At 67.6% G+C, this 19,731-nt stretch carries 17 protein-coding genes; 11 read left to right on the plus strand and 6 right to left on the minus strand.

What is annotated here, in order from left to right; genetic code table 11:
* Positions 1 to 21 precede the first annotated feature (21 nt).
* From FVQ98_RS13770 to FVQ98_RS13815, 10 genes are all read left to right on the plus strand, one after another.
* Positions 22 to 1,275, plus strand: a complete 1,254-nt coding sequence (locus FVQ98_RS13770; protein WP_147914030.1) for an ABC transporter substrate-binding protein — start codon at positions 22 to 24, stop codon at positions 1,273 to 1,275.
* A gap of 23 nt (positions 1,276 to 1,298) precedes the next feature.
* Complete coding sequence (locus tag FVQ98_RS13775; protein ID WP_147914031.1) at positions 1,299 to 2,018, plus strand: ABC transporter ATP-binding protein; 720 nt, start codon at positions 1,299 to 1,301, stop codon at positions 2,016 to 2,018.
* Positions 2,015 to 2,728 (plus strand): ABC transporter ATP-binding protein, encoded by a 714-nt coding sequence (locus tag FVQ98_RS13780; protein WP_147914032.1) that lies wholly within the window; start codon positions 2,015 to 2,017, stop codon positions 2,726 to 2,728. The genes FVQ98_RS13775 and FVQ98_RS13780 overlap by 4 nt, the downstream gene beginning before the upstream one ends.
* Positions 2,725 to 3,579, plus strand: a complete 855-nt coding sequence (locus tag FVQ98_RS13785; protein WP_147914033.1) for a branched-chain amino acid ABC transporter permease — start codon at positions 2,725 to 2,727, stop codon at positions 3,577 to 3,579. Before FVQ98_RS13780 ends, FVQ98_RS13785 begins: the two co-directional genes overlap by 4 nt.
* Positions 3,580 to 3,628: 49 nt before the next feature.
* The gene (locus FVQ98_RS13790) at positions 3,629 to 4,660 is read left to right on the plus strand and encodes a branched-chain amino acid ABC transporter permease (protein ID WP_147914034.1); all 1,032 of its coding nucleotides are present in this window, start codon (positions 3,629 to 3,631) and stop codon (positions 4,658 to 4,660) included.
* A gap of 32 nt (positions 4,661 to 4,692) precedes the next feature.
* Positions 4,693 to 5,556: an intradiol ring-cleavage dioxygenase gene (locus FVQ98_RS13795; RefSeq protein WP_147914035.1), complete on the plus strand. Its 864-nt coding sequence runs from the start codon at positions 4,693 to 4,695 to the stop codon at positions 5,554 to 5,556.
* Positions 5,557 to 5,643: 87 nt separating this feature from the next.
* Entirely contained in the window at positions 5,644 to 6,351 is a 708-nt protein-coding gene (locus FVQ98_RS13800) for an SDR family oxidoreductase (protein ID WP_147914036.1), read from the plus strand.
* A gap of 126 nt (positions 6,352 to 6,477) precedes the next feature.
* Positions 6,478 to 7,389, plus strand: a complete 912-nt coding sequence (locus FVQ98_RS13805) for a CoA transferase (RefSeq protein ID WP_147914037.1) — start codon at positions 6,478 to 6,480, stop codon at positions 7,387 to 7,389.
* A 36-nt stretch (positions 7,390 to 7,425) separates the two neighbouring features.
* On the plus strand, positions 7,426 to 8,151 hold the full coding sequence (locus FVQ98_RS13810) for a DUF1294 domain-containing protein (RefSeq protein WP_147914038.1): 726 nt from the start codon (positions 7,426 to 7,428) through the stop codon (positions 8,149 to 8,151).
* Positions 8,152 to 8,220: 69 nt separating this feature from the next.
* Positions 8,221 to 9,696 (plus strand): RNB domain-containing ribonuclease, encoded by a 1,476-nt coding sequence (locus FVQ98_RS13815; RefSeq protein ID WP_147914039.1) that lies wholly within the window; start codon positions 8,221 to 8,223, stop codon positions 9,694 to 9,696.
* A gap of 144 nt (positions 9,697 to 9,840) precedes the next feature.
* Here FVQ98_RS13815 and FVQ98_RS13820 read toward each other — a convergent pair whose 3' ends face one another.
* The gene (locus tag FVQ98_RS13820; protein WP_147914040.1) at positions 9,841 to 10,452 is read right to left on the minus strand and encodes a DUF924 family protein; all 612 of its coding nucleotides are present in this window, start codon (positions 10,450 to 10,452) and stop codon (positions 9,841 to 9,843) included.
* 116 nt (positions 10,453 to 10,568) lie between these two features.
* Between FVQ98_RS13820 and fusA the strand changes: the two genes are divergently transcribed.
* Positions 10,569 to 12,626, plus strand: coding sequence for an elongation factor G (gene fusA, locus FVQ98_RS13825; protein ID WP_147914041.1), 2,058 nt, complete (start codon positions 10,569 to 10,571; stop codon positions 12,624 to 12,626).
* Between the two features lie 351 nt (positions 12,627 to 12,977).
* Here the strand turns inward: fusA and FVQ98_RS13830 are convergent, their stop codons facing one another.
* The 5 genes from FVQ98_RS13830 to ppk1 all read right to left on the minus strand — a co-directional run bounded on the left by FVQ98_RS13830 (position 12,978) and on the right by ppk1 (position 19,707).
* Positions 12,978 to 15,506 carry a YgiQ family radical SAM protein gene (locus tag FVQ98_RS13830; protein WP_147914042.1) on the minus strand — a complete coding sequence of 843 codons (2,529 nt, stop codon included), beginning with the start codon at positions 15,504 to 15,506 and terminating at the stop codon, positions 12,978 to 12,980.
* 168 nt (positions 15,507 to 15,674) lie between these two features.
* On the minus strand, positions 15,675 to 16,193 hold the full coding sequence (locus FVQ98_RS13835) for a CHRD domain-containing protein (RefSeq protein ID WP_187265741.1): 519 nt from the start codon (positions 16,191 to 16,193) through the stop codon (positions 15,675 to 15,677).
* Positions 16,194 to 16,339: 146 nt separating this feature from the next.
* Positions 16,340 to 16,984 carry a CHRD domain-containing protein gene (locus FVQ98_RS13840; protein WP_147914044.1) on the minus strand — a complete coding sequence of 215 codons (645 nt, stop codon included), beginning with the start codon at positions 16,982 to 16,984 and terminating at the stop codon, positions 16,340 to 16,342.
* 189 nt (positions 16,985 to 17,173) lie between these two features.
* Positions 17,174 to 17,635 carry a SixA phosphatase family protein gene (locus tag FVQ98_RS13845; RefSeq protein ID WP_147914045.1) on the minus strand — a complete coding sequence of 154 codons (462 nt, stop codon included), beginning with the start codon at positions 17,633 to 17,635 and terminating at the stop codon, positions 17,174 to 17,176.
* Entirely contained in the window at positions 17,626 to 19,707 is a 2,082-nt protein-coding gene (gene ppk1 / locus FVQ98_RS13850; protein WP_147914046.1) for a polyphosphate kinase 1, read from the minus strand. The genes FVQ98_RS13845 and ppk1 overlap by 10 nt, the downstream gene beginning before the upstream one ends.
* Positions 19,708 to 19,731 lie beyond the last annotated feature (24 nt).

Genomic DNA, 19,731 nt, shown 5'->3' on the forward strand with positions numbered 1-19,731 from the left:
GAGACAACCAGGAGACAAGCCATGACCCTCAACCGCCGACTGTTTACCCAGGGTGCCGCCGCGCTGGCTGCCGGTGCCGCCAGCCCCTTCGTATTCGCCGCCGACGTCCTCAAGATCGGCTATGTGTCGCCCCAGACCGGGCCGCTCGCCCCCTTCGGGGAGGCCGACAAATGGGTCATCGAACAGATGAAGGCCGCGTTCAAGAACGGCCTCACCGTCGGCGGCAAGAAGTACGACGTGCAGATCGTGCTGAAAGACAGCCAGTCCAACCCCAACCGTGCCGGTGAGGTGGCCAACGACCTGATCCTGAAAGACAAGGTTGCGCTGGTGCTGACCGCCGGCACGCCCGAAACCGCCAACCCCGTCAGCGACGCCTGCGAGCTGAACGAGGTGCCTTGCGTGTCCAGCGTGGTGCCGTGGCAGCCCTGGTTCTTCGGCCGCAAGGGCGATCCGAAGAGGGGCTTCGACTGGACCTACCACCTGTTCTGGGGCCTGGAAGATGTCATCACCACCTACACCAATGGCTGGAAGAGCGTCAGCACCAACAAGAAAGTGGGTGGCCTGTTCCCCAACGATGGCGACGGCAACGCCTGGGGCGACAAGAACCTGGGTTTCCCCAAACCGCTGGCCGCGCAGGGCTTCTCGCTCACCGACCCGGGCCGCTTCCAGAACGGAACGCAGGACTTCTCCGCACAGATCGCCGCCTTCAAGAAGGACGGTGTGGAGATCGTCACCGGCGTGGTGATTCCGCCCGACGCCAAGACCTTTCTGACGCAGGCGCGCCAGCAGGGCTTCAAGCCGAAGGTCGTCACGCTGGGCAAGGCCCTGCTGTTCCCCGGTGCGATCGAAGCGCTGGGCGAGCTGGGCGATGGCCTGTCCACCGAAGTTTGGTGGAGCCCATCGCACCCCTTCGCCTCCAGTCTGACGAAGCAAAGCGCCAAGGCCCTGGCCGACGCCTATGAAGCAGGCACCAAGAAGCAGTGGACGCAGCCGATCGGGTTTGCCCACGCGTTGTTTGAAGTGGCGGCCAGCGCGCTGGCGCGCAGCAAGTCGCTCAAACCCAATGACGTGCGCGACGCTGTCGCCGCCACGCAGATCAACTCCGTGGTCGGTCCCGTGAAATGGGGCGGCCAGGGCCCGATGAAGAACGTGAGCAAGACGCCGCTGGTGCTGGGCCAATGGGGCAAGGGCAAGACGCACAAGATGGAGCTGACGATCGTCAACAACCAGGCGGCGCCCAGCATCCCGACCGGCGGCGCGCTGCGCCTGATCTGACACGCTGAACCCGAGGTGCGGCCATGACCCTGCTCGCGCTGCGCGACGTGCGCAAATCCTTCGGTGCGCTGAAGGTGACCGACGGCATCTCGCTGGAGGTGAAGGAAGGTGAAACGCTCGGCATCCTGGGCCCGAACGGCGCCGGCAAGACGACGCTGTTCAATCTGATCTCCGGCGACGTGCGCGCCGATTCGGGGCAGGTCCAGTACGAAGGCATCGACATCACCGGCTTGCCGCCTCACCGGCGCTGCCGCGCAGGCATAGGCCGCAGCTACCAGGTGCCGCAGCCATTCGGCAACATGAGCGTGTTCGAAAACCTGGTCGCCGCGGCTTGCTTCGGCGGCGGTGAGGACGAGAAAAAAGCCTGGGTCACGGCGCAGGAAGTGCTGGAACAAACGGGGCTCCGCGCACACGCCAACAAGCCCGCGGGCGGCCTCGCGCTGCTCGACCGGAAGCGCCTGGAGCTGGCGCGCGCCCTGGCCACGCGCCCGAGACTGCTGCTGCTGGACGAGATCGCCGGTGGCCTCACCGAGCCCGAGGCACGCCAGCTGGTTCAGGAACTGAAAAACATCAAGGCCCGCGGCGTCACCATGATCTGGATCGAGCATGTGGTGCATGCGCTGATGGCGCTGGCCGACCGCCTGTTCGTCATCAACTTCGGCCAGAAACTGGCCGAGGGCGAACCGCACGCCGTGATGGCCGATGCGGAGGTGCGCCGCGTCTACATGGGGGTGGAAGCATGAGCCACTTGTTGGAAACCACAGGTCTGCAAGCCTTCTACGGCGATGCCCAGGCCCTCTTCGGGGTGGACGTGGCACTGCGCGCAGGCGAGATCACGGCAGTGATTGGCGCCAATGGCGCTGGCAAGTCAACATTCTTGAAAAGCATCACCGGCCTTGTCAGGGTGCCGGGTGAAGCGATCCGGCACAAGGGCGACCCCATTGGCGGACTGCCTCCTGCCGAGATCGTGCGACGCGGCATCGCCATGGTGCCGGAGGGCCGACGCCTCTTTCCCAGTCTGAGCGTGGAGGAGAACCTGCAGATGGGGGCGCTCACGCGTCGACCCGGCCCGTGGAACCTTCAGCGCCTGTATGGCATGTTCCCGATCCTGGAGCAGAAGAAGCGCGCGCCTTCCACCTCCCTCTCCGGTGGTCAGCAGCAAATGGTGGCGCTGGGTCGCGCACTGATGAGCAACCCCGACATCCTGCTGTGCGACGAGCTGTCGCTGGGCTTGGCACCGATCGTCATCCGCGAGATCTACGCTGCCATGCCGACGATCACCGCAGAGGGGATGACGGTGGTCATCGTCGAGCAGGACGTGGGCCTCGCGCAGCAGGTATCGCAGCAGGTGTACTGCTTCCAGGAAGGCCAGGTGTCGCTGCAGGGCCGCTCGGCCGACCTCACCCGCGAACAGATCTCCCAAGCGTACTTTGGCGCAGAGGTGGCCGCATGATCGATACCCTGTTCCAGGCCATCCTGCTGGGCGGCCTCTACACCTTGTTCGCGCTCGGGCTGTCGCTGATGTTCGGCGTGATGCGCCTGACCAACGTGGCGCAAGGCGACTTCATCATCCTGGCCGCCTTTGCCGTCATTGGCGCGATCACCTTCGCGGGAGCCGCTCCCTGGCTCGCCATCGCGATCGTGATGCCCGTGTCGTTCGCTGTCGGCTACGTGCTGCAGCGCTTCGTGCTCAATCGCACGCTGGGCAAGGACCCGCTGCCTTCGCTCGTGGTCACCTTCGGTCTGTCGATCGTGGTGCAGAACGCACTGATGGAAGTCTTCTCGGCCGATCCGCGCGCGATCGACACCGGGGCGTTGGCGACCCAGTCGCTGCAGGTTGGCACGCTCACGCTCGGCGTGTTGCCGTTGATCATTCTGGCCGTCGCCCTGGTCGCCACGGCCGGCTTACAGGACCTGTTCAGCCGAACCGCGCTGGGCCGTTCGTTCCGCGCCGTCTCGGACGACCCCGCCATCGCCGAGCTGATGGGTCTGAAGGCCGGCCGCGTGTATGCGCTGGCCACCGGTATCGCCTTCGTGCTGATCGCCATCGCCGGCACCATGCAGGGCATGCGCACCACGGTGGCGCCCACCGACGGACCGATGCTGCTGCTGTTCGCCTTTGAAGCCGTGATCATCGGTGGCATGGGCTCGTTTTGGGGCACGCTGGCGGGCGCCATGATCCTGGCGCTGGCGCAGCAGATTGGCTTCCGCTTCGACCCGGGCTGGGGCGTCTGGTTCGGCCACATCGTCTTTCTGGCGGTGCTGGTGGTCCGGCCACAGGGCCTGTTCCCCAAGACCCGCTGAACTCGCGTTCCGCGACCTGCACGCTCTCAAACTTCTGGACGGACACGGCATGACCGATCTCACCGCCACCCTCTCCGCGCGCACGCTCGCGCGCCCGCGCGCACCCGATGTCATCGTCGGCTCGCGCGCCAGCCGACAGGCCGCCTGGTTCGGCATCGTTCTTGTCTTGCTGGCCGCCACCTTGCCCTGGTGGGGCGAATCCAGCTGGATGCGCGAGTTCGTCGAGATCGCCTGCTACCTCATCTTCGCGATGATGTGGAACCTGCTGGCGGGGTACGGCGGCATGGTCAGCATCGGGCAGCAGGCCTTCTTCGGCTTCGGCGGCTACGTGATGCTGATGCTCGGCAACTATGCGGGCATCAACCCGTTCATTGCCATTCCGCTGGGGGCGGTCGCTGCAGGGCTGATCGCCGTGCCCGTATCCTGGGTCGCCTTCCGGCTGCAGGGCGGCTACTTCGCCATCGGCACCTGGGTAATCGCCGAGGTATTCCGCCTCAGCTTCGCCAACCTGTCGATCGTCGGCGGCGGCTCCGGCACCACGCTCACGGCGCTGCGCGGGATCGAGCGCAGCACACGCCAGAACCTGACGTACTGGATGGCGCTGGCCTGTGTCGTGGCCGCGGTGCTGCTGGTGTACCTGTTCCTGCGCAGCAAACGCGGCCTCGCGCTGCTGGCGATCCGCGACAACCCGGTGGCCGCCGAATCGCAAGGCATTCCCGTGCGCCGCATGCGTCTGGCGGTGTACGTGGTGGCCGCGTTCGGTGCGGGGATGGCCGGTGCGCTGTACTTCGTGGGCAACCTGCGCATCAGTCCGGACGCGGCCTTCAGCGTCAACTGGACGGCGTTCGCCATCTTCATGGTCGTGATCGGCGGCGTGGGCCGCATCGAAGGCCCTCTGGTCGGTGCGCTGATCTTCTGGGCGCTCAACAAGCTGTTCAGCGACTACGGCACCTGGTACCTCATCGGCCTTGGCCTGCTCGCCATCGTGGTGACGCTGTTCTTCAAGGACGGCCTGTGGGGTTACGCCCAGCGGCGCTGGGGCTGGTCGCTCTTTCCCACGCAGCGCCACCTAAAACCGTAAGCGGGCACCTGCCCACCAGACGAGGAGACACCATGCGCAACATCGATGAACATTCGATCACCCCTGCCGTACTGGAGAGCTTCGCCCAGTGCAGCGACCCGCGACTGCGCGAAGTGCTGTCCGCGCTGGTGCAGCACCTGCACGATTTCGCCCGAGAAGTGAAACTGAGCGAACCCGAGTGGATGGCCGCCATCGAATTTCTCACGGCCACCGGCCAGCTGTGCAACGACCAGCGTCAGGAATTCATTCTGCTGTCAGACGTGCTGGGCATGTCAATGCTCACGGTCGCGCTCAACCACGCCAAGCGCCCCGAAGCCACCGAAGCCACCGTGTTCGGCCCCTTCCACGTTCACGGCGCACCCGAGTTGCCGCTGGGCGGCGACATGGGCGCCGGTGCAGCGGGTGAACCGCTGTTCGTCAACGTCACGGTCAAGGGCCCGGACGGACAGCCCGTGGCCCATGCCCAGATGGACGTGTGGGAGGCCGACGCGGAGGGCTTTTACGACGTGCAGCGTGAAGGGCTGCCCGCCGCGCAAGGCCGCGCCGTGTTCCGCACCGACGCGCAAGGCGGCGCCCACTTCAAGGCCGTGTTGCCCGTCGGCTACCCGATCCCCACGGACGGCCCGGTCGGTCGTCTGCTGCAGGCCACTGGTCGCCATCCGTGGCGGCCCGCGCACCTGCATTTCATGATCCAGGCGCCAGGCTACGAAACCCTGGTCACGCACATCTTTCGCGACGGCGACACCTACCTCGACAGCGACGCCGTTTTCGGCGTGCGCAACTCGCTCATCGGCGATTTTCAGGAACATCCGGCCGGCGCCACGCCGGATGGTGACACCAGCGCCACGCCGTTCCACACCTTGCGCTACGACTTCGTGTTGGAGCCTTCGGCCTGATCACGGGCGCGTGCCCTGGCGCGCGCGCCAAGACTCCAGCGGCGGCGCTAGGATGCGGTCTTTCACCTGCACCGGGAGCAGCACCGCATGGCCTCATCGCAAAAAGTCGCCCTGATCACCGCCGGGGGCAGCGGCATGGGCGCCGCTGCAGCGCAGCGTCTGGCGCGGGACGGGTTTCACGTAGGCGTGCTCTCGTCGTCGGGCAAAGGTGAGGCGCTGGGCCTCGCGCTGGGCGGCTTCGGCGTGACCGGCAGCAACCTGGTGGCGGCCGATTTGCAGCGTCTGGTCGACGGTGCGCTGCAACGCTGGGGCCGCATCGACGTGCTGGTCAACTCCGCCGGGCATGGGCCCAAAGGCGATCTGCTGGCGATCAGCGACGAAGCCTGGGCCACCGGCATGGACGTCTACCTGATGAACGTGATCCGCCCCACGCGGCTGGTCACGCCGCACCTGCAGGCCGCGGGAGGCGGCGCCATCGTCAACATCTCGAGCTTCGCCGCGGTCGAGCCAGACCCGGTCTTTCCCACCTCGGCCGTGTTCCGTGCCGGGCTGGCGGCTTTCACCAAGCTGTATGCCGACCATTACGCCGCCGAGGGCATTCGCATGAACAACGTGCTGCCCGGCTTCATCGACAGCCTGCCTGAAAAGGAAGACCGGCGCGCGCGCATCCCCGCCGGGCGCTATGGGCATGCGGACGAGGTCGCGTCGCTGATCGCGTGGCTGGCCTCTGACGAGGGCGCCTACATGACCGGGCAGAATCTGCGGCTGGACGGCGGCCTCACGCGCAGTTGGTGAGTCGGAGCCATCCAGCACGCGTCGGCAAACGCGTGCGTGGCCGCCCTTTCGAATTTCAAGTAAAAATGGGCGCCAGCCCTAGATGAGCCTGCGCAAGCAGCTCCTTATTTCATAGTACCACCCTCCATGCCGACCCCTGCCACCTCCAAACCTCTGCGCGGCGTGCGCATCGTCAGCCTCGCCCTCAACCTGCCCGGCCCCGCCGCGCTGATGCGCCTGGCCGAACTGGGCGCGCGCTGCCTGAAGGTCGAGCCGCCCGGCCCCGGCGTCACGCCCGCTGGGCGACCGATGTCGGGCGACCCCATGGGCAACTACGACATCGGGGCCTACAACACCATGCACGCCGACGTCCGCGTGGTGCAAATGGACCTGAAGACCGAGCGCGGGCGCATGCAGATGGCGCGCGAGCTGGCCAAAGCGGACCTGCTGCTGACCTCGTTTCGCCCCTCCGCGCTGCAAAAGCTGGGCCTGAACTGGCGCACCGTGCACCGCGCGCACCCGGAGCTGTCGATGGTCGAAATCGTCGGCGCACCCGGCGAGCGCGCCGACGAACCGGGCCACGACCTGACCTACCTGGCCGAGGCGGGCCTGGTCACCGGCACCGAGCTGCCGCCCTCGCTGCTGGCCGACATGGGCGGCGCCCTGCTCACCGTCGAAGCCGCGCTGGCGGTGCTGATGCAGGCCGGCGCCACCGGCAAGGGCGCGCACCGCCAGGTCGCGCTGTCGGACGCAGCGCACTGGCTGGCGCTGCCGCGCACCTGGGGCCTGACGCTGCCCAGTGGCGCGGTCGGCGGCGCGCACGCGGGTTACCGCGTCTACCCCTGCAAGGACGGGCGCGTGGCCATCGCGGCGTTGGAGCCGCACTTCGCGGCCGCCCTGTTCGAAGCCGTCGGCCTGCCGCCCCCCGACCTGCTGGCGCCGTTTGCGCCGCAGACGCGCGACGCCATCGCCGCCTGGGCGCTGACCAAGACCCGCCGCCAACTGGACGCCCTGGCCGTAGCCAAAGACATTCCGCTCTACACGCTCCCAAAACAATAGCTGCTTGCGCAATCCACTGTAGGCCTGCAGCCCTGAATGACACAAGACGGCGAAATCCTGCGCTTTGACGCGGAGCGCGGCTTTGGCTTCATCGCCACGGCCGACGGGCAGCGCAACATCTTCTTCCACGTGCGCGATTTCCGCAGTGACGCGCTGCCGCGTGTGGGCGAACGCGTGCGCTTTGAACGCATCGACGTCGGCGGCAAGGGCCCGCGGGCGATGGCGGTGCAACCCTTGGCGGGCGCGCGACAGAGCGGCGTCAACGCGCCCGGCCGAGCGACGCCTGCGCAGCGGCCTGCCGACCGACCCGCCCGGTCGCAGCCATCGCGCAACGCCAGCGCCCCAAGCCGCCGTGACAGCGGGTCCAACGACCACCGCCGCGCACATGAGCCGCAAGGCCTGGACGGCCAACCCGTTTTGTTCGTCGTGGCCTTGCTGGTCTGGATCGGCTTGCTGGCCACCCTGACCTGGCGCGGCGCCTGGCCGGTGTCGGCGGTCGCAGTGCTGGGCGGCTTGGCGCTGCTGAATGCGGCCACCTTCATGGCCTACGCCTTTGACAAGTCAGCCGCCGAGCAAGGGCGCTGGCGCACGGCCGAAAGCACTTTGCACTCGCTGGCGCTGCTGGGCGGCTGGCCAGCGGCGTGGCTGGCGCAGCGGGCACTGCGCCACAAGTCGCGCAAGCAGCCATTCCTGAGCATCTACGTGGCCACCATCGTGCTGCACTTGGGCGCGCTGGCCGCCCTGCTCTGGCGCGCGAGCTGACGGGCGGACGCGCCCGGCGCCTACATGGGCGCTGGCTATGATGGCCCGGTCCTCATTTCGACGATCGCCATGAGCCAATTGCATCCCCATCAGAAACAGGAACTGGCCGAGCTGGCCGTGATCGCCATGCGCGAACGTGGGCTGGAGCCCGAGTTTCCGCGCGGCGTTCACGAGCAGCTCAAAACCATCGACGGGCCGAGCGAGGAAGACGGTGCGGACATCGTCGACATGACCAGCCTGCTGTGGTGCTCGATCGACAACGACGACTCGCGTGATCTGGACCAGCTGTCGCACAGCGAAGTGCTGCCGGACGGTGGCGTGCGCATCCGTGTGGCTGTGGCCGACGTCGACACCCTGATCGACAAGCACACGCCGATCGACAAGCACGCCGAAATCAACACCACCAGCGTCTACACCTCGGCACGCATCTTTCCGATGCTGCCGGAGAAGCTGAGTACCGACTACACCTCGCTCAACCCGAACGAAGCGCGCGTGGCCCTGGTGACCGAGATGGACTTCGCGGCCGATGGCACGCTGCGCCAGTCGCACATCGCCCGCGCGCGCGTGCACAACAAGGCCAAGCTGGCGTACGACGCGGTCTCGGCCTGGATCGAAGGCGAAGGCCCGCTGCCCGAGGCCGCCGCCGCGGTGGACGGCATGGACGAGCAGTTGCGCACGCAGGATTCGATGGCGCAGCAGCTGCGCGCCCGGCGGCGCGAACAGGGTTCGCTGGAATTTCAGACGCTGCAGCCGCGCGCTGAATTCAAGGACGACGAAGTGGTCGCCATCCGCCAGCAGGTGCAGAACCGCGCACGCCAGCTGATCGAGGAATTCATGGTCGCCACCAACGGCGTGGTGGCGCGCTACCTGGCCGGCAAGCGGCGCGCGTCGCTGCGGCGAGTGGTGCGTTCACCTGAGCGCTGGGCGCGCATCGCCGAAGTGGCGGCCGAGCGCGGCTGGACGCTGCCGCCCGACCCGGATTCGGCCGCGCTGGAACAGTTTCTGGCGGCCGAGCGCCGTCGCGACCCGGAGCGCTTTCCGGACCTGTCGCTCACCATCGTCAAGTTGATGGGCCGCGGCGAATACGTGGTCGAAGTGCCGGGCGGCCCCAAGATCGGCCACTTCGGTCTGGCGGTGCGCGACTACTCGCATTCGACCGCGCCCAACCGGCGCTTTCCCGACCTGATCACCGGGCGTCTGGTGAAAGCCGCACTGGCCGACGCGGCCGCGCCCTACTCGCCCACCGAACTGGAATTCCTGGCCAACCACTGCACCAAGCAGGAAGACGCGGCCAACAAGGTCGAGCGTCAGCTGCGCAAATCCGAAGCCGCGATGCTGCTGGAGCGGCGCATCGGCGACGTGTTCGACGGCGTGGTGACGGGCGTGTCCAAGGGCAACAACTGGGTGCGCGTGTTCTCGCCACCCGCCGAGGGCAAGCTCATCATCGGCCGCGGTCGCGCGGTGAAGGTGGGCGACAAGGTGCGCGCCAAGCTGCTGTCGACCAATGTCGAGCGCGGCTTTATCGACTTTGAAATGCAAGGCTGAGCGCAGGCGCCTGGCGCGCCGCAGCAAGGTCCACTTCGCGCAGGCCAATGCTTCAATTATGATAGCTTCTTGCGCAGGTAGCTGTAGCGCTAGCGGCCTATTCTGTTCAAATACTGAAGACGACGCTGCGCGCCGCGTGCAGGCTCAGAACCCCGAACCTGGCTGCCGCAGATAGGCCTCTTCCTCCGGCGTGCTCGGGCGCCCGAGGACCGCGTTGCGGTGCGGAAAGCGGCCGAAGCGCTCGATCACGTCCTGGTGCCGGTGCGCGTAGTCCAGCGTGTTGTCGAAGAAGGCCTTGGGTTCGGCACCCGGCGCGGCGGCCAGCGCGGTGAACAGCGCCACGCTGCGGGCCTGCAACTCGCGGTCCTCGGCGTGCTCCAGCGGCAGGTAGCAGAAGATGCGCGCCATGGGCGGCACCCGCTGGTCGCGGCCAGCGGCGATGCCTTCCACCGCATGCTGCAGCGCCGCCGGGTCGCCGGCAAAGCTTTTGGGTTCACCGCGAAAGGTGTTGCGCGTGAACTGGTCCAGCACGAGCAGCAGCGCCAGCCAACCGTCGTCCGTGGCTGGCCAGTCGCTCAGCCGACCGGCCAGCGCGGCCTCGATGGTCGGCCCGAAGCGCTGGCGCAGCTCGGCGTCGAAGGCCTCGTTCTTCTGGAACCACTGCGCCTGCACGCGCGCCATGGCCGCTTCGTCCAGCGGGCAGGCGCCGAGCCAGAACGCCAGCACCTGTTGGGGGGTTGCCACTTCGTTTTGCATCGCGGCATTCTGGCACTGCGGCTTGAGCCCGTCATGCCCAGGGTAATTCCGAGCGGGTGTGCGGGCTTGTGCACGGAGCGTGGCAGGACTACGCTGCGCCTGAAAGGAGACGCCCGATGCCTGCGAATACCCCCGCTGCCCTGCCCATCGAATCCCTACGCGCCGTGGCGCTGGTCGGTCCGGCCGGCGCTGGCAAGACCAGCCTGTGCGAGGCGCTGCTGCAGGCCAGTGGCGCCATTGGCGCGGTCGGCAGCATCGAGCGGGGCAGCACCGTGAGCGACCACGACCCGCTGGAGGCGCAGGCGCAGCATTCGCTGCAGTCGTCGGTGATGCACCTGGCGCACGACGGCTGCCGCGTGCAGCTGATCGACACCCCGGGATCGATCGATTTTCTGGGCCAGACGCTGGCGGCGCTGGAAGCGGTGGACACCGCCATCGTCGTGCTGAACGCCGCGGCGGGCATCGAGCCGATGGCGCAGCGCATGATGGACCACGCGGCCGAACGCCAGCTGGACCGGCTGATCGTGGTCAACCGCATCGACACGCCGGACGCCGACCTGCCGGCGCTGCTGGCCGACATCCAGGCCACGTTCGGCAAGACCTGCCTGCCGCTGAACCTGCCCGATGCGGGCGCCAGCCAGGTGGTGGACTGCTTCTACAACCGCGACGGCCACAGCGATTTTGGTGCCGTGGCCGACGCGCACCGTGCGCTGGTCGAGCAGGTGGTCGAGGTCGATGGCGACTTCGTCGAGCGCTACCTGAACGACGGCGACGTGGACGCGAGCGAGCTGCATGCGCCGCTGGAACAAGCGCTGCGTGAAGGCCATCTGGTGCCGGTCTGCTTCGTCTCGGCGCGCAGCGGCGCCGGGGTCAAGGCGCTGCTGGACGTGATCGTGCGCTTGCTGCCCAATCCGACCGAGGGCAATCCGCCGGAGTTTCTGAACGGTGAAGGCGCCGCCGCGCAGCCCGTGCACGCCACGCCCGACCCTGCCGCGCATGTGCTGGCGCATGTCTTCAAGGTCAGCGTGGACCCGTACATCGGCAAGCTCGCCAGCGTGCGCGTGCACCAGGGCACGCTGCGGCCCGGCGCGCAGCTGTACGTCGGCGACGCGCGCAAGCCGTTCCGGCTGGGCCACCTGTACCTGCAGCAGGGCAAGGCGCTGAGCGACCTGGCCGCGGCTGGCCCCGGCGAGCTGTGCGCCATTGGCAAGGTGGAAGAGCTGCATTTCGACGCTGTGCTGCACGACGCGGCCGAAGACGCGCGCATGCACCTCAAGCCGGCGGCCTTTCCTCAGCCGGCGCACGGCGTGGCCATCCGGCCCGCGCGCCGCGGCGACGAGCAGCGGGTGTGGGAAACGCTGGCCAAGCTGGTCTCGGAAGACCCCTGCCTGCGCATCGAGCACGTGGCGGTGACCAACGAAACCATCGTCTACGGGCTGGGCGAACAGCACCTGCGCGTGCTGCTGGCGCGGCTGCGCGACACCTACAAGCTGGACGTGCAAACGCAGCCACCGCGCGTGGCCTACCGCGAATCGATCACCGCGCCCGCCGCCGCGCAGTACCGCCACAAGAAGCAGTCGGGCGGCGCCGGGCAGTTCGGTGAGGTGCACCTGCGCGTGGAGCCGCTGCCGCGCGGCGCGGGCTTCGAATTCGTCGACCAGGTCAAGGGCGGCACCATTCCGGGCCAGTTCATGCCGGCCGTCGAAAAAGGCGTGCGCGAAGCGCTGGCCGAAGGCGTGATCGCCGGCTACCCGGTGGAAGACCTGCGTGTGATCGTGCACGACGGCAAGCACCACCCGGTCGACAGCAAGGAGATCGCCTTCGTCACCGCCGGCAAGAAGGCGGCGCGAGCGGCCATCCGCGACGCGCACCCGGTGGTGCTGGAGCCGATCGCGCGCATCCAGATCACGGCGCCCGACAGCGCCACGGGCGCCATCACCGGCGATCTGTCGTCACGCCGCGGCATGGTCAGCGGCACCGACAGCGGCAAGCTGGGCACGCTCACGGTCACCGGCCAGGCGCCCGTGGCCGAACTGGCCGACTACCAAAACCGCTTGAACGCGCTGACCGGCGGCCAGGGCAGCTACGCGCTGGCGCTGTCGCACTATGAGGTCGTGCCGCCGCACCTGCAGACGCAACTGACGAGCGCCCACACCGTGGCGGACGACGACTGAGCGGCGCGCGCCGCAGCGCACCTGCCTTGGGAATCTCGCAAGCGCGCTAACCCCAGAGCATCGACCGCATCGAGATCGACGCCAACTGAAAGCCGGTGTTGAAAGAACGCGGGACCCCGGCCGCTGCCTCGGAACCAGCGTTCATCAGCGCGATGGTGGGCGAAGCGGCCAGGCCCGTTCAGGCGGCAAGGTAACGGCGACGGATCATGCGTCAACAGGCGGTGCCCAGGCGCTTGTGGGGACGCAGGCGCGGTCACGCCACGGCTTCAATACTATTGAATTAATAGCTGCTCGCGCAGGTTGTTCTAGGGCTACAGCGCGATTCAACGTGAAATCGCGCCGCAGGCGCACTCACGGGCGCCGGCGCCCCGTGCCTGGCTTGCCGCCACCCGGCTTGCGCGCGACGCCCGCGCGCGGCGGCAGGCCGGTGTGCTGCGACAGCATTTGGCCGGGCGCCGGTTGCGGGGTGCGAAAGCGCACGTCTTCGGTCGGCTCGCGCGCGGCCTGTTCGGCGGCACGCAGGGCGCCTGCGCCCATCGGCTTTTTCGACTTGCTTTGCGCGTGCGCCTTGCCTTGTGAAGGCTGCAGGCTGCGCCCGGCCTGTCCGGTGCCTTGGGTGCTGTTCTTGCGCCGCGCGGACTGATAGTCACCGTCGACCAGCGGCTGGAAGCTGGGGATCAGGTGCTGCTTGCCGTTGCCGATCAGATCGGCGCGGCCCATGTCCTTCAGCGCCTGGCGCAGCAGCGGCCAGTTGTTGGGGTCGTGGTAGCGCAGGAAAGCCTTGTGCAGGCGGCGCAGCCGGTCGCCCTTGGGCGTGTCGACCTTCTCGGCGCGCTCGTCGCGGTGGATGCCCTTGAGCGTGTTCAGCCCCGTGTGGTACATGGTCGTGGCGGTGGCCATGGGGCTGGGGTAGAAGGCCTGGACCTGGTCGGCGCGGAAACCGTTGCGCTTGAGCCAGAGCGCCAGGTTCATCATGTCTTCTACGGTGGTGCCGGGGTGCGCGGCGATGAAGTACGGGATCAAAAACTGCTTCTTGCCCGCTTCGGCGCTGAACTTCTCAAACAGCTGCTTGAAGCGGTCGTAGCTGCCGATGCCCGGCTTCATCATCTTGGACAGCGGGCCCTCTTCGGTGTGCTCGGGCGCGATCTTCAGGTAGCCGCCGACGTGGTGCTGCACCAGCTCCTTCACGTAGGCCGGGCTTTGCACCGCCAGGTCGTAGCGCAGGCCGGAGCCGATCAGCACCTTCTTCACGCCCTTCAACTGCCGCACGCGCTTGTAGATGCGGATCAGCGGGTCGTGGTTGGTGGTCAGGTTCTGGCAGATGCCGGGGAAGACGCAGCTGGGCTTGCGGCAGGCGGCTTCGATCTGCGGCGTCTTGCAGCCCAGCCGGTACATGTTGGCCGTGGGGCCGCCCAGGTCGCTGACGACGCCGGTGAAGCCCTGCACCTTGTCGCGCATGTCTTCGACCTCGCGCACGATGGAGTCTTCGCTGCGGCTCTGGATGATGCGGCCTTCGTGCTCGGTGATGGAGCAGAAGGTGCAGCCGCCAAAGCAGCCGCGCATGATGTTCACGCTAAAACGGATCATCTCCCACGCCGGGATCTTGGTCGCGCCGTCGTGGCGGCCGCGCTCGTCCGCGTACTGCGGGTGCGGGCTGCGGGCGTAGGGCAGACCAAAGACTTCGTCCATCTCGGCCGTGGTGAGCGGGATGGGTGGCGGGTTGATCCAGACGTCGCGCGCCGTTGCGCCTTCACCGTGCGCCTGCACCAGCGCGCGGGCGTTGCCGGGGTTGGTTTCGAGGTGCAGCACGCGGTTGGCGTGGGCGTAGAGCACGGGGTCGCGCTTGACCTGCTCGTAGCTGGGCAGTCGGACCACGGTGCGCTCGCGCGGCGCGCGTGCGACGGGGGTGCGCTGCAGCGCGGGGTTGGGCACGAAGCGCAGGGGTTGCGCCTCGGCTTTCAAGTCTTTTTTACCTTCAGCCCTACTGCCATCTGCGCGACCAGCTACTGTATTTGTAGCGAGCTGCGCGTCGCCACTGGTTTCGCGCGCGCAGCTTTCGCCCTGCGCAGCCGCCTGTTCGCCCGTGGTCAGGTAGGGGTTGATGTGCGCTTCCACGCGGCCGGGCTGATCGACCTCGCTGGAATCGATTTCGTACCAGCCGGCTTCGGACGCGCGGCGCACGAAGGCCGTGCCGCGCACGTCGGTGATCTGCTCGACCGGTTCGCGCCGCGCCAGGCGGTGCGCCACTTCGACCAGCGCGCGTTCGGCGTTGCCGTACAGCAGGATGTCGCACTTGCTGTCGACCACGATGGAGCGGCGCACCTTGTCGCTCCAGTAGTCGTAGTGGGCGATGCGGCGCAGGCTGCCTTCGATGCCGCCCAGGACGATGGGCACGTCCTTGTAGGCCTCGCGGCAGCGCTGGCTGTAGACGATGGCGGCGCGGTCGGGCCGCTTGCCGCCGACGTCGCCGGGGGTGTAGGCGTCGTCGCTGCGGATCTTCCGGTCGGCCGTGTACCGGTTGATCATCGAATCCATGTTGCCGGCCGTCACGCCCCAGAACAGGTTGGGCTGGCCGAGGGCCTTGAAGGGCTCGGCGCTCTGCCAGTCGGGCTGCGCGATGATGCCCACGCGAAAGCCCTGCGCCTCCAGCACGCGGCCGATCACGGCCATGCCGAAGCTGGGGTGGTCGACATAGGCGTCGCCCGTGACCAGAATCACGTCGCACGAATCCCAGCCGAGCGCATCCATCTCGGCCCGGCTCATGGGCAGAAACGGGGCGGTGCCGAAGCGTTTGGCCCAGTACGGCTTGTAGCTGGCCAGCGGCTTGGCGGCGCGCGGGAAGAAGGAAACGTCCTGAAAACGTTCGACGGGGGCGTTCATGGGGTGACCTGCGGCAGCGTCGGGCCGCAACGGCGCCGGACCACAGCCGACGCACAGGCAAAGCGGGGAAAGTCCGCTATTTTAAGCAATGGCGACGTTTTCTGCCTGACAGGCTGCGCAAACACTTATGACCAGCCCAACGCAGCTTGGCGCCCCCAGGCGCTGTGCTCAGCGCTGCTCGATCAGCTGGCCGCGCACTTCGCCCTCGGGGTAGCGCGCCGTGGTCAGGTTGACGTACCACTGGCCGGCCAGCAGGTCGGACCGTTGCTTGGGCGTCAGCATCGCGCGGCCCTCCGAAGGGCTGAGCACCGAACGGCCCAGGGAAACCACCGGCGCAGCGACTTCGTCGCTCATTCCGGGGCTGTGGAAGCTGCCCAGGCGCACCGGACCGCTGAGGCCGGAGAAGCTCAGCTTCCACTGCAGGAGGCCGGTCTTGCGGTTGAGCACCGCCACCAGTTCACCCTGGGCCGGGCTATCGGTGCGCGGCACGGCACTGTGGCCATTGAGCACCGCGCGGAAAGCCGCCACCTCGGGCTGGCGCGACGGCGTCGTCGGCGGTGGCGGCAGGGTGATCACCGGCGGCGCGGGCTGCATCACCGGCGTGCTGGAACAGGCGGACAGCAACGCAGCCACACCAAGCGGCAGCCAGACACGGCGACGGCTCAGGCCGGTGTTGTGCGCAGCCAAGCGGCCGGTGCACGCCGATGAACGAGGGGAAGCAGAAGGGGCCGTCTCTAACATGCATGCAACCATAGCATCCGCAGCGCCGAATTCCAGAGTGCCGACCCGCATTTACAGGCCGATACGCTGACGATCAGCAGGCGCACCGGCACTCAATGGACCACGTGCAACTGACCACGCAACTCGCCGCCAGGGTTGGCGGTGGTTTGGACGTTCAGGTACCAGCGCCCGCCCATGAGGTCGACCGCCTGTTCAGGCGTCAGGGTGGCGCGGCCCTCATATTTAGGACCGAACGGGCCTGGCCATACCAGCGTTGCAGGGCCATTTTGCCCTTGGTCGGCCGGGCCGTGGAACTGGGCGCCTGTGATGGCGCCCGACAGGCCAGACCACGAAGCCTTCCAACGGAACAGGCGCGTGTTGGCGTCGTAGATGGCGTCCAACTGCCCCGTGCCGCTGCTGCGAGCAGGCGGCAGCGTGTTGGCGGCGTCCAGGCGGGTGCTCAGAGTGACGACGCTGGCCTGGGGATCGATAGGTGCCGGGGGCACGGCGCCGGGTACGCCAACGGGCGGCGTCCCGATGGGCGGCAAAGCCTGGGGCATCGGTTGCACGGGCGGTACAGCACTCGGCTGAGCCACCGGGGGCATCGGCGCCTGCGCGGGGGGCGTTGTCTGCGGCATGCGTACGGGCGGCGGGTTGTAGCGCGGGCCCAGATCCACCGAGGCGCAGCCACCGACAAGCACCGCCAGGGCCAGCAAGACCAGCGTGGAACGTGAAGATGGGAAAGTGAAGGTGGACATGGCTCAACTCCAGGACGGGCAAATCGCGTTCAAGCGTGGGATCCGCTTCATTGTTTTAGGGGCCGGCACCGCAGCAAGGCAGATGGTAGCCAGCCGTCTGGCGGGCGATTGTAGGCAATCGTCGCCGATCGCCGCAGCGGCCGGCCGGCGCCGGCACGGCCTCCAGTTCGAACCCTGCCCAGCAATTGGCTAGGTCAGTTCCGCCGTGAGGACGGCCACCACCACAGTCTGGTCTGCACCATCGCGCTCGCGCGATCGCAGCCACCAGATCGCGCCCTTCTTGATGGCGCACTCGCCGCCTGGCAGTCCCAAGAGCTGCGCCGCCACCTGACCCAGGGTGGGCTGGTGGCCCACCACCAACACCGGCGCCTTGGACAGGGGCCAGCCAGCCAGCTGCAGGACCTGATCGGCGCTGGCCCCCGGTCGCAACTCGTCCAGCGACTTATAGCGCCGGCCCAGCGCGCGGGCGGTTTCGTCGGTGCGTCGCGCCGAACTGCTGAGAATGCGCGTGCCGTCGGGCAGCTGGCGATCCAGCCAGGCGGCCATGCGGGCCGCCTGCTTTTCGCCGCGGCGTGTGAGTGACCGCTCCAGGTCGGTCATGACCCCTTCCGGTTCTTGCGCTTCGGCGTGGCGCCACAAGATCAGATCCATTCCTCCTCCTGCGGGCCCTTGGCCCCATACCGTGCCATCAGGGCTTGCTGGGCCGAATGCCCAGGCTCGCCCCCCGGCGGCACAACGCTCCGGTACTCGCCGCCCGGTCCTTGGATCCAGGCATCACATGCATCGTGCAGGTAAGCCACCAGGCATTCATCGACGATGCGCTGGCGCAGTGCCGGGTCGGTCACCTGCCACGCCGTTTCCACGCGCCGCAGCATGTTGCGGTTCATCCAGTCGGCCGAAGACAGCCACAGTTCTTCATGGGCGCCGGTGCGGAAATAGAACACCCGTGAGTGCTCCAGGAACCGTCCGATGATGCTGCGCACGCGAATGTTCTCAGTGAGCTGACCGGGCAGCATGCAAGCGCCGCGCACGATCAGGTCGATCTTCGCGCCCGCGTCGCCGGCACGCAGCAGCGCTTCGATCAGCGGCTGATCGGTCAATGCGTTCATCTTGGCGACCACACGGCCGCCACGCCCGCGCCGCGCCGCCAGGCCCACCGCCTCGATCTTGGCCAGCATCTGCTTATGCAGCGTGAATGGCGCCAGCAGCATGCGCTGCATGCGCGGCAGCCGGCTGTGGCTGGCCAGGTGCACAAAGAGCTGGTCCATGTCGGCGGTGAGCCGCGCGTCCGCCGTCAGGTAGCTGATGTCCGTGTACAGCGCCGCCGTGCGGGGGTTGTAGTTGCCCGTGGACAGGTGGCCATAGCGCCGCAGCTGGCGGCCTTCGCGGCGCGTGATCAGCAGCATCTTGGCGTGCGTCTTGAGTCCGACCACGCCGTAGACCACCTGCGCACCTGCCTGCTCCAGACGCTCCGCCCAGTTGATGTTGGCTTCCTCGTCGAAGCGCGCCTTCAGCTCGACCACGGCCGTCACTTCCTTGCCGCGGCGCTGCGCCTCGATCAGCAGATCCATCATCCGGCTGTCGTTGCCGGTGCGGTAGATGGTCTGCTTGATGGCCAGCACCTTCGGGTCGTGCACCGCTTCGCGCAGGAAATCGATCACACCGTCGAAGCTTTCAAAAGGCAGGTGGCTCAGCACATCGCCCTGCTTCAGCCGCTCCATCACCGACTGGCCCCTGCGCAATTGGACCGGGTAGCTCGCGACATAGGGCTTGAACTGCAGGTCCTGCCGGTCCGCCAGCTGGATCAACTGCTGCAGCCGCACCAGGTTGACCGGGCCCTGCACTCGGAACAGAGCCTCCGGCGGCAGATGGAATTGCTTCAGCAACAAGCCCGACAGCGCTTCCGTGCACGCGGACGACACCTCGACCCGCACCGCCTCGCCGTAGTGGCGCTGGTGCAGGCCCTGGCGCAGGGCGGTGCGCAGGTTTTTGACCTCCTCCTCGTCCACCGACAGGTCGGAATGCCGGGTCACGCGAAAGTGTGAAAACGCACCCACTTCGCGGCCCGGAAACAGGTCGGCCAGGTTGCCGCGGATCACGCTGGACAGCATGACGAACAACGTTTCGCCCCCGGCGACCCGGTCGGGCATGCGCAACACGCGCGGCAGCACCCGCGGCACCTTCACGATCGCAATGTCGTTGGTGCGTCCGAACGCGTCCTTGCCCTTGAGTTGGACGATGAAGTTCAGCGACTTGTTGGCCACCTGCGGGAACGGGTGCGCCGGATCCAGCGCCACCGGCACCAGCAGCGGCTTGACTTCGCGCAGAAACAGCTGGCGCACCCAGCGCCGCTGCGCCTCGGTGCGGTCAAGGTGCGACACGATTCGCATGCCCTGCGCGCCCATCGCCGGTAGCAGCGCTTCGTTGAAGATCTGGTACTGCCGCGCCACCAGCGCATGGGCATCCGCCAGTGTTGGCTGCAGGCGCCCATTCGCTTCAGTGCCGGATCGCCACGCCGTGATGTGCGGGTCGGCTCGCACCTCAAAGAACTCGTCCAGGTTGGACGACACGATGCACAGGTAGCGCAGCCGCTCCAGCAAGGGCACGTCCGCCCGCTCGGCCCAGTGCAGCACGCGGTGGTTGAAAGCGAGGATGCTGGCGTCGCGGTCCAGCAGGGGATACTTTTCGAGGATCGGCTGCGGCACGGGGCGACGGGACGGCATGTCAGCACTTCAAAAGTGGGAGCA

The organism is Ottowia flava (assembly GCF_008017535.1).
GTDB classification, from domain to species: domain Bacteria; phylum Pseudomonadota; class Gammaproteobacteria; order Burkholderiales; family Burkholderiaceae_C; genus Ottowia; species Ottowia flava.

Coding starts and splice junctions, on each gene's coding strand:
- FVQ98_RS13770 (WP_147914030.1), top strand. CDS start 22: ATGACCCTCAACCGCCGACTGTTTACCCAGGGTGCCGCCGCGCTGGCT.
- FVQ98_RS13775 (WP_147914031.1), top strand. CDS start 1,299: ATGACCCTGCTCGCGCTGCGCGACGTGCGCAAATCCTTCGGTGCGCTG.
- FVQ98_RS13780 (WP_147914032.1), top strand. CDS start 2,015: ATGAGCCACTTGTTGGAAACCACAGGTCTGCAAGCCTTCTACGGCGAT.
- FVQ98_RS13785 (WP_147914033.1), top strand. CDS start 2,725: ATGATCGATACCCTGTTCCAGGCCATCCTGCTGGGCGGCCTCTACACC.
- FVQ98_RS13790 (WP_147914034.1), top strand. CDS start 3,629: ATGACCGATCTCACCGCCACCCTCTCCGCGCGCACGCTCGCGCGCCCG.
- FVQ98_RS13795 (WP_147914035.1), top strand. CDS start 4,693: ATGCGCAACATCGATGAACATTCGATCACCCCTGCCGTACTGGAGAGC.
- FVQ98_RS13800 (WP_147914036.1), top strand. CDS start 5,644: ATGGCCTCATCGCAAAAAGTCGCCCTGATCACCGCCGGGGGCAGCGGC.
- FVQ98_RS13805 (WP_147914037.1), top strand. CDS start 6,478: ATGCCGACCCCTGCCACCTCCAAACCTCTGCGCGGCGTGCGCATCGTC.
- FVQ98_RS13810 (WP_147914038.1), top strand. CDS start 7,426: ATGACACAAGACGGCGAAATCCTGCGCTTTGACGCGGAGCGCGGCTTT.
- FVQ98_RS13815 (WP_147914039.1), top strand. CDS start 8,221: ATGAGCCAATTGCATCCCCATCAGAAACAGGAACTGGCCGAGCTGGCC.
- FVQ98_RS13820 (WP_147914040.1), bottom strand. CDS start 10,452: ATGCAAAACGAAGTGGCAACCCCCCAACAGGTGCTGGCGTTCTGGCTC.
- fusA (WP_147914041.1), top strand. CDS start 10,569: ATGCCTGCGAATACCCCCGCTGCCCTGCCCATCGAATCCCTACGCGCC.
- FVQ98_RS13830 (WP_147914042.1), bottom strand. CDS start 15,506: ATGAACGCCCCCGTCGAACGTTTTCAGGACGTTTCCTTCTTCCCGCGC.
- FVQ98_RS13840 (WP_147914044.1), bottom strand. CDS start 16,984: ATGTCCACCTTCACTTTCCCATCTTCACGTTCCACGCTGGTCTTGCTG.
- FVQ98_RS13845 (WP_147914045.1), bottom strand. CDS start 17,635: ATGGATCTGATCTTGTGGCGCCACGCCGAAGCGCAAGAACCGGAAGGG.
- ppk1 (WP_147914046.1), bottom strand. CDS start 19,707: ATGCCGTCCCGTCGCCCCGTGCCGCAGCCGATCCTCGAAAAGTATCCC.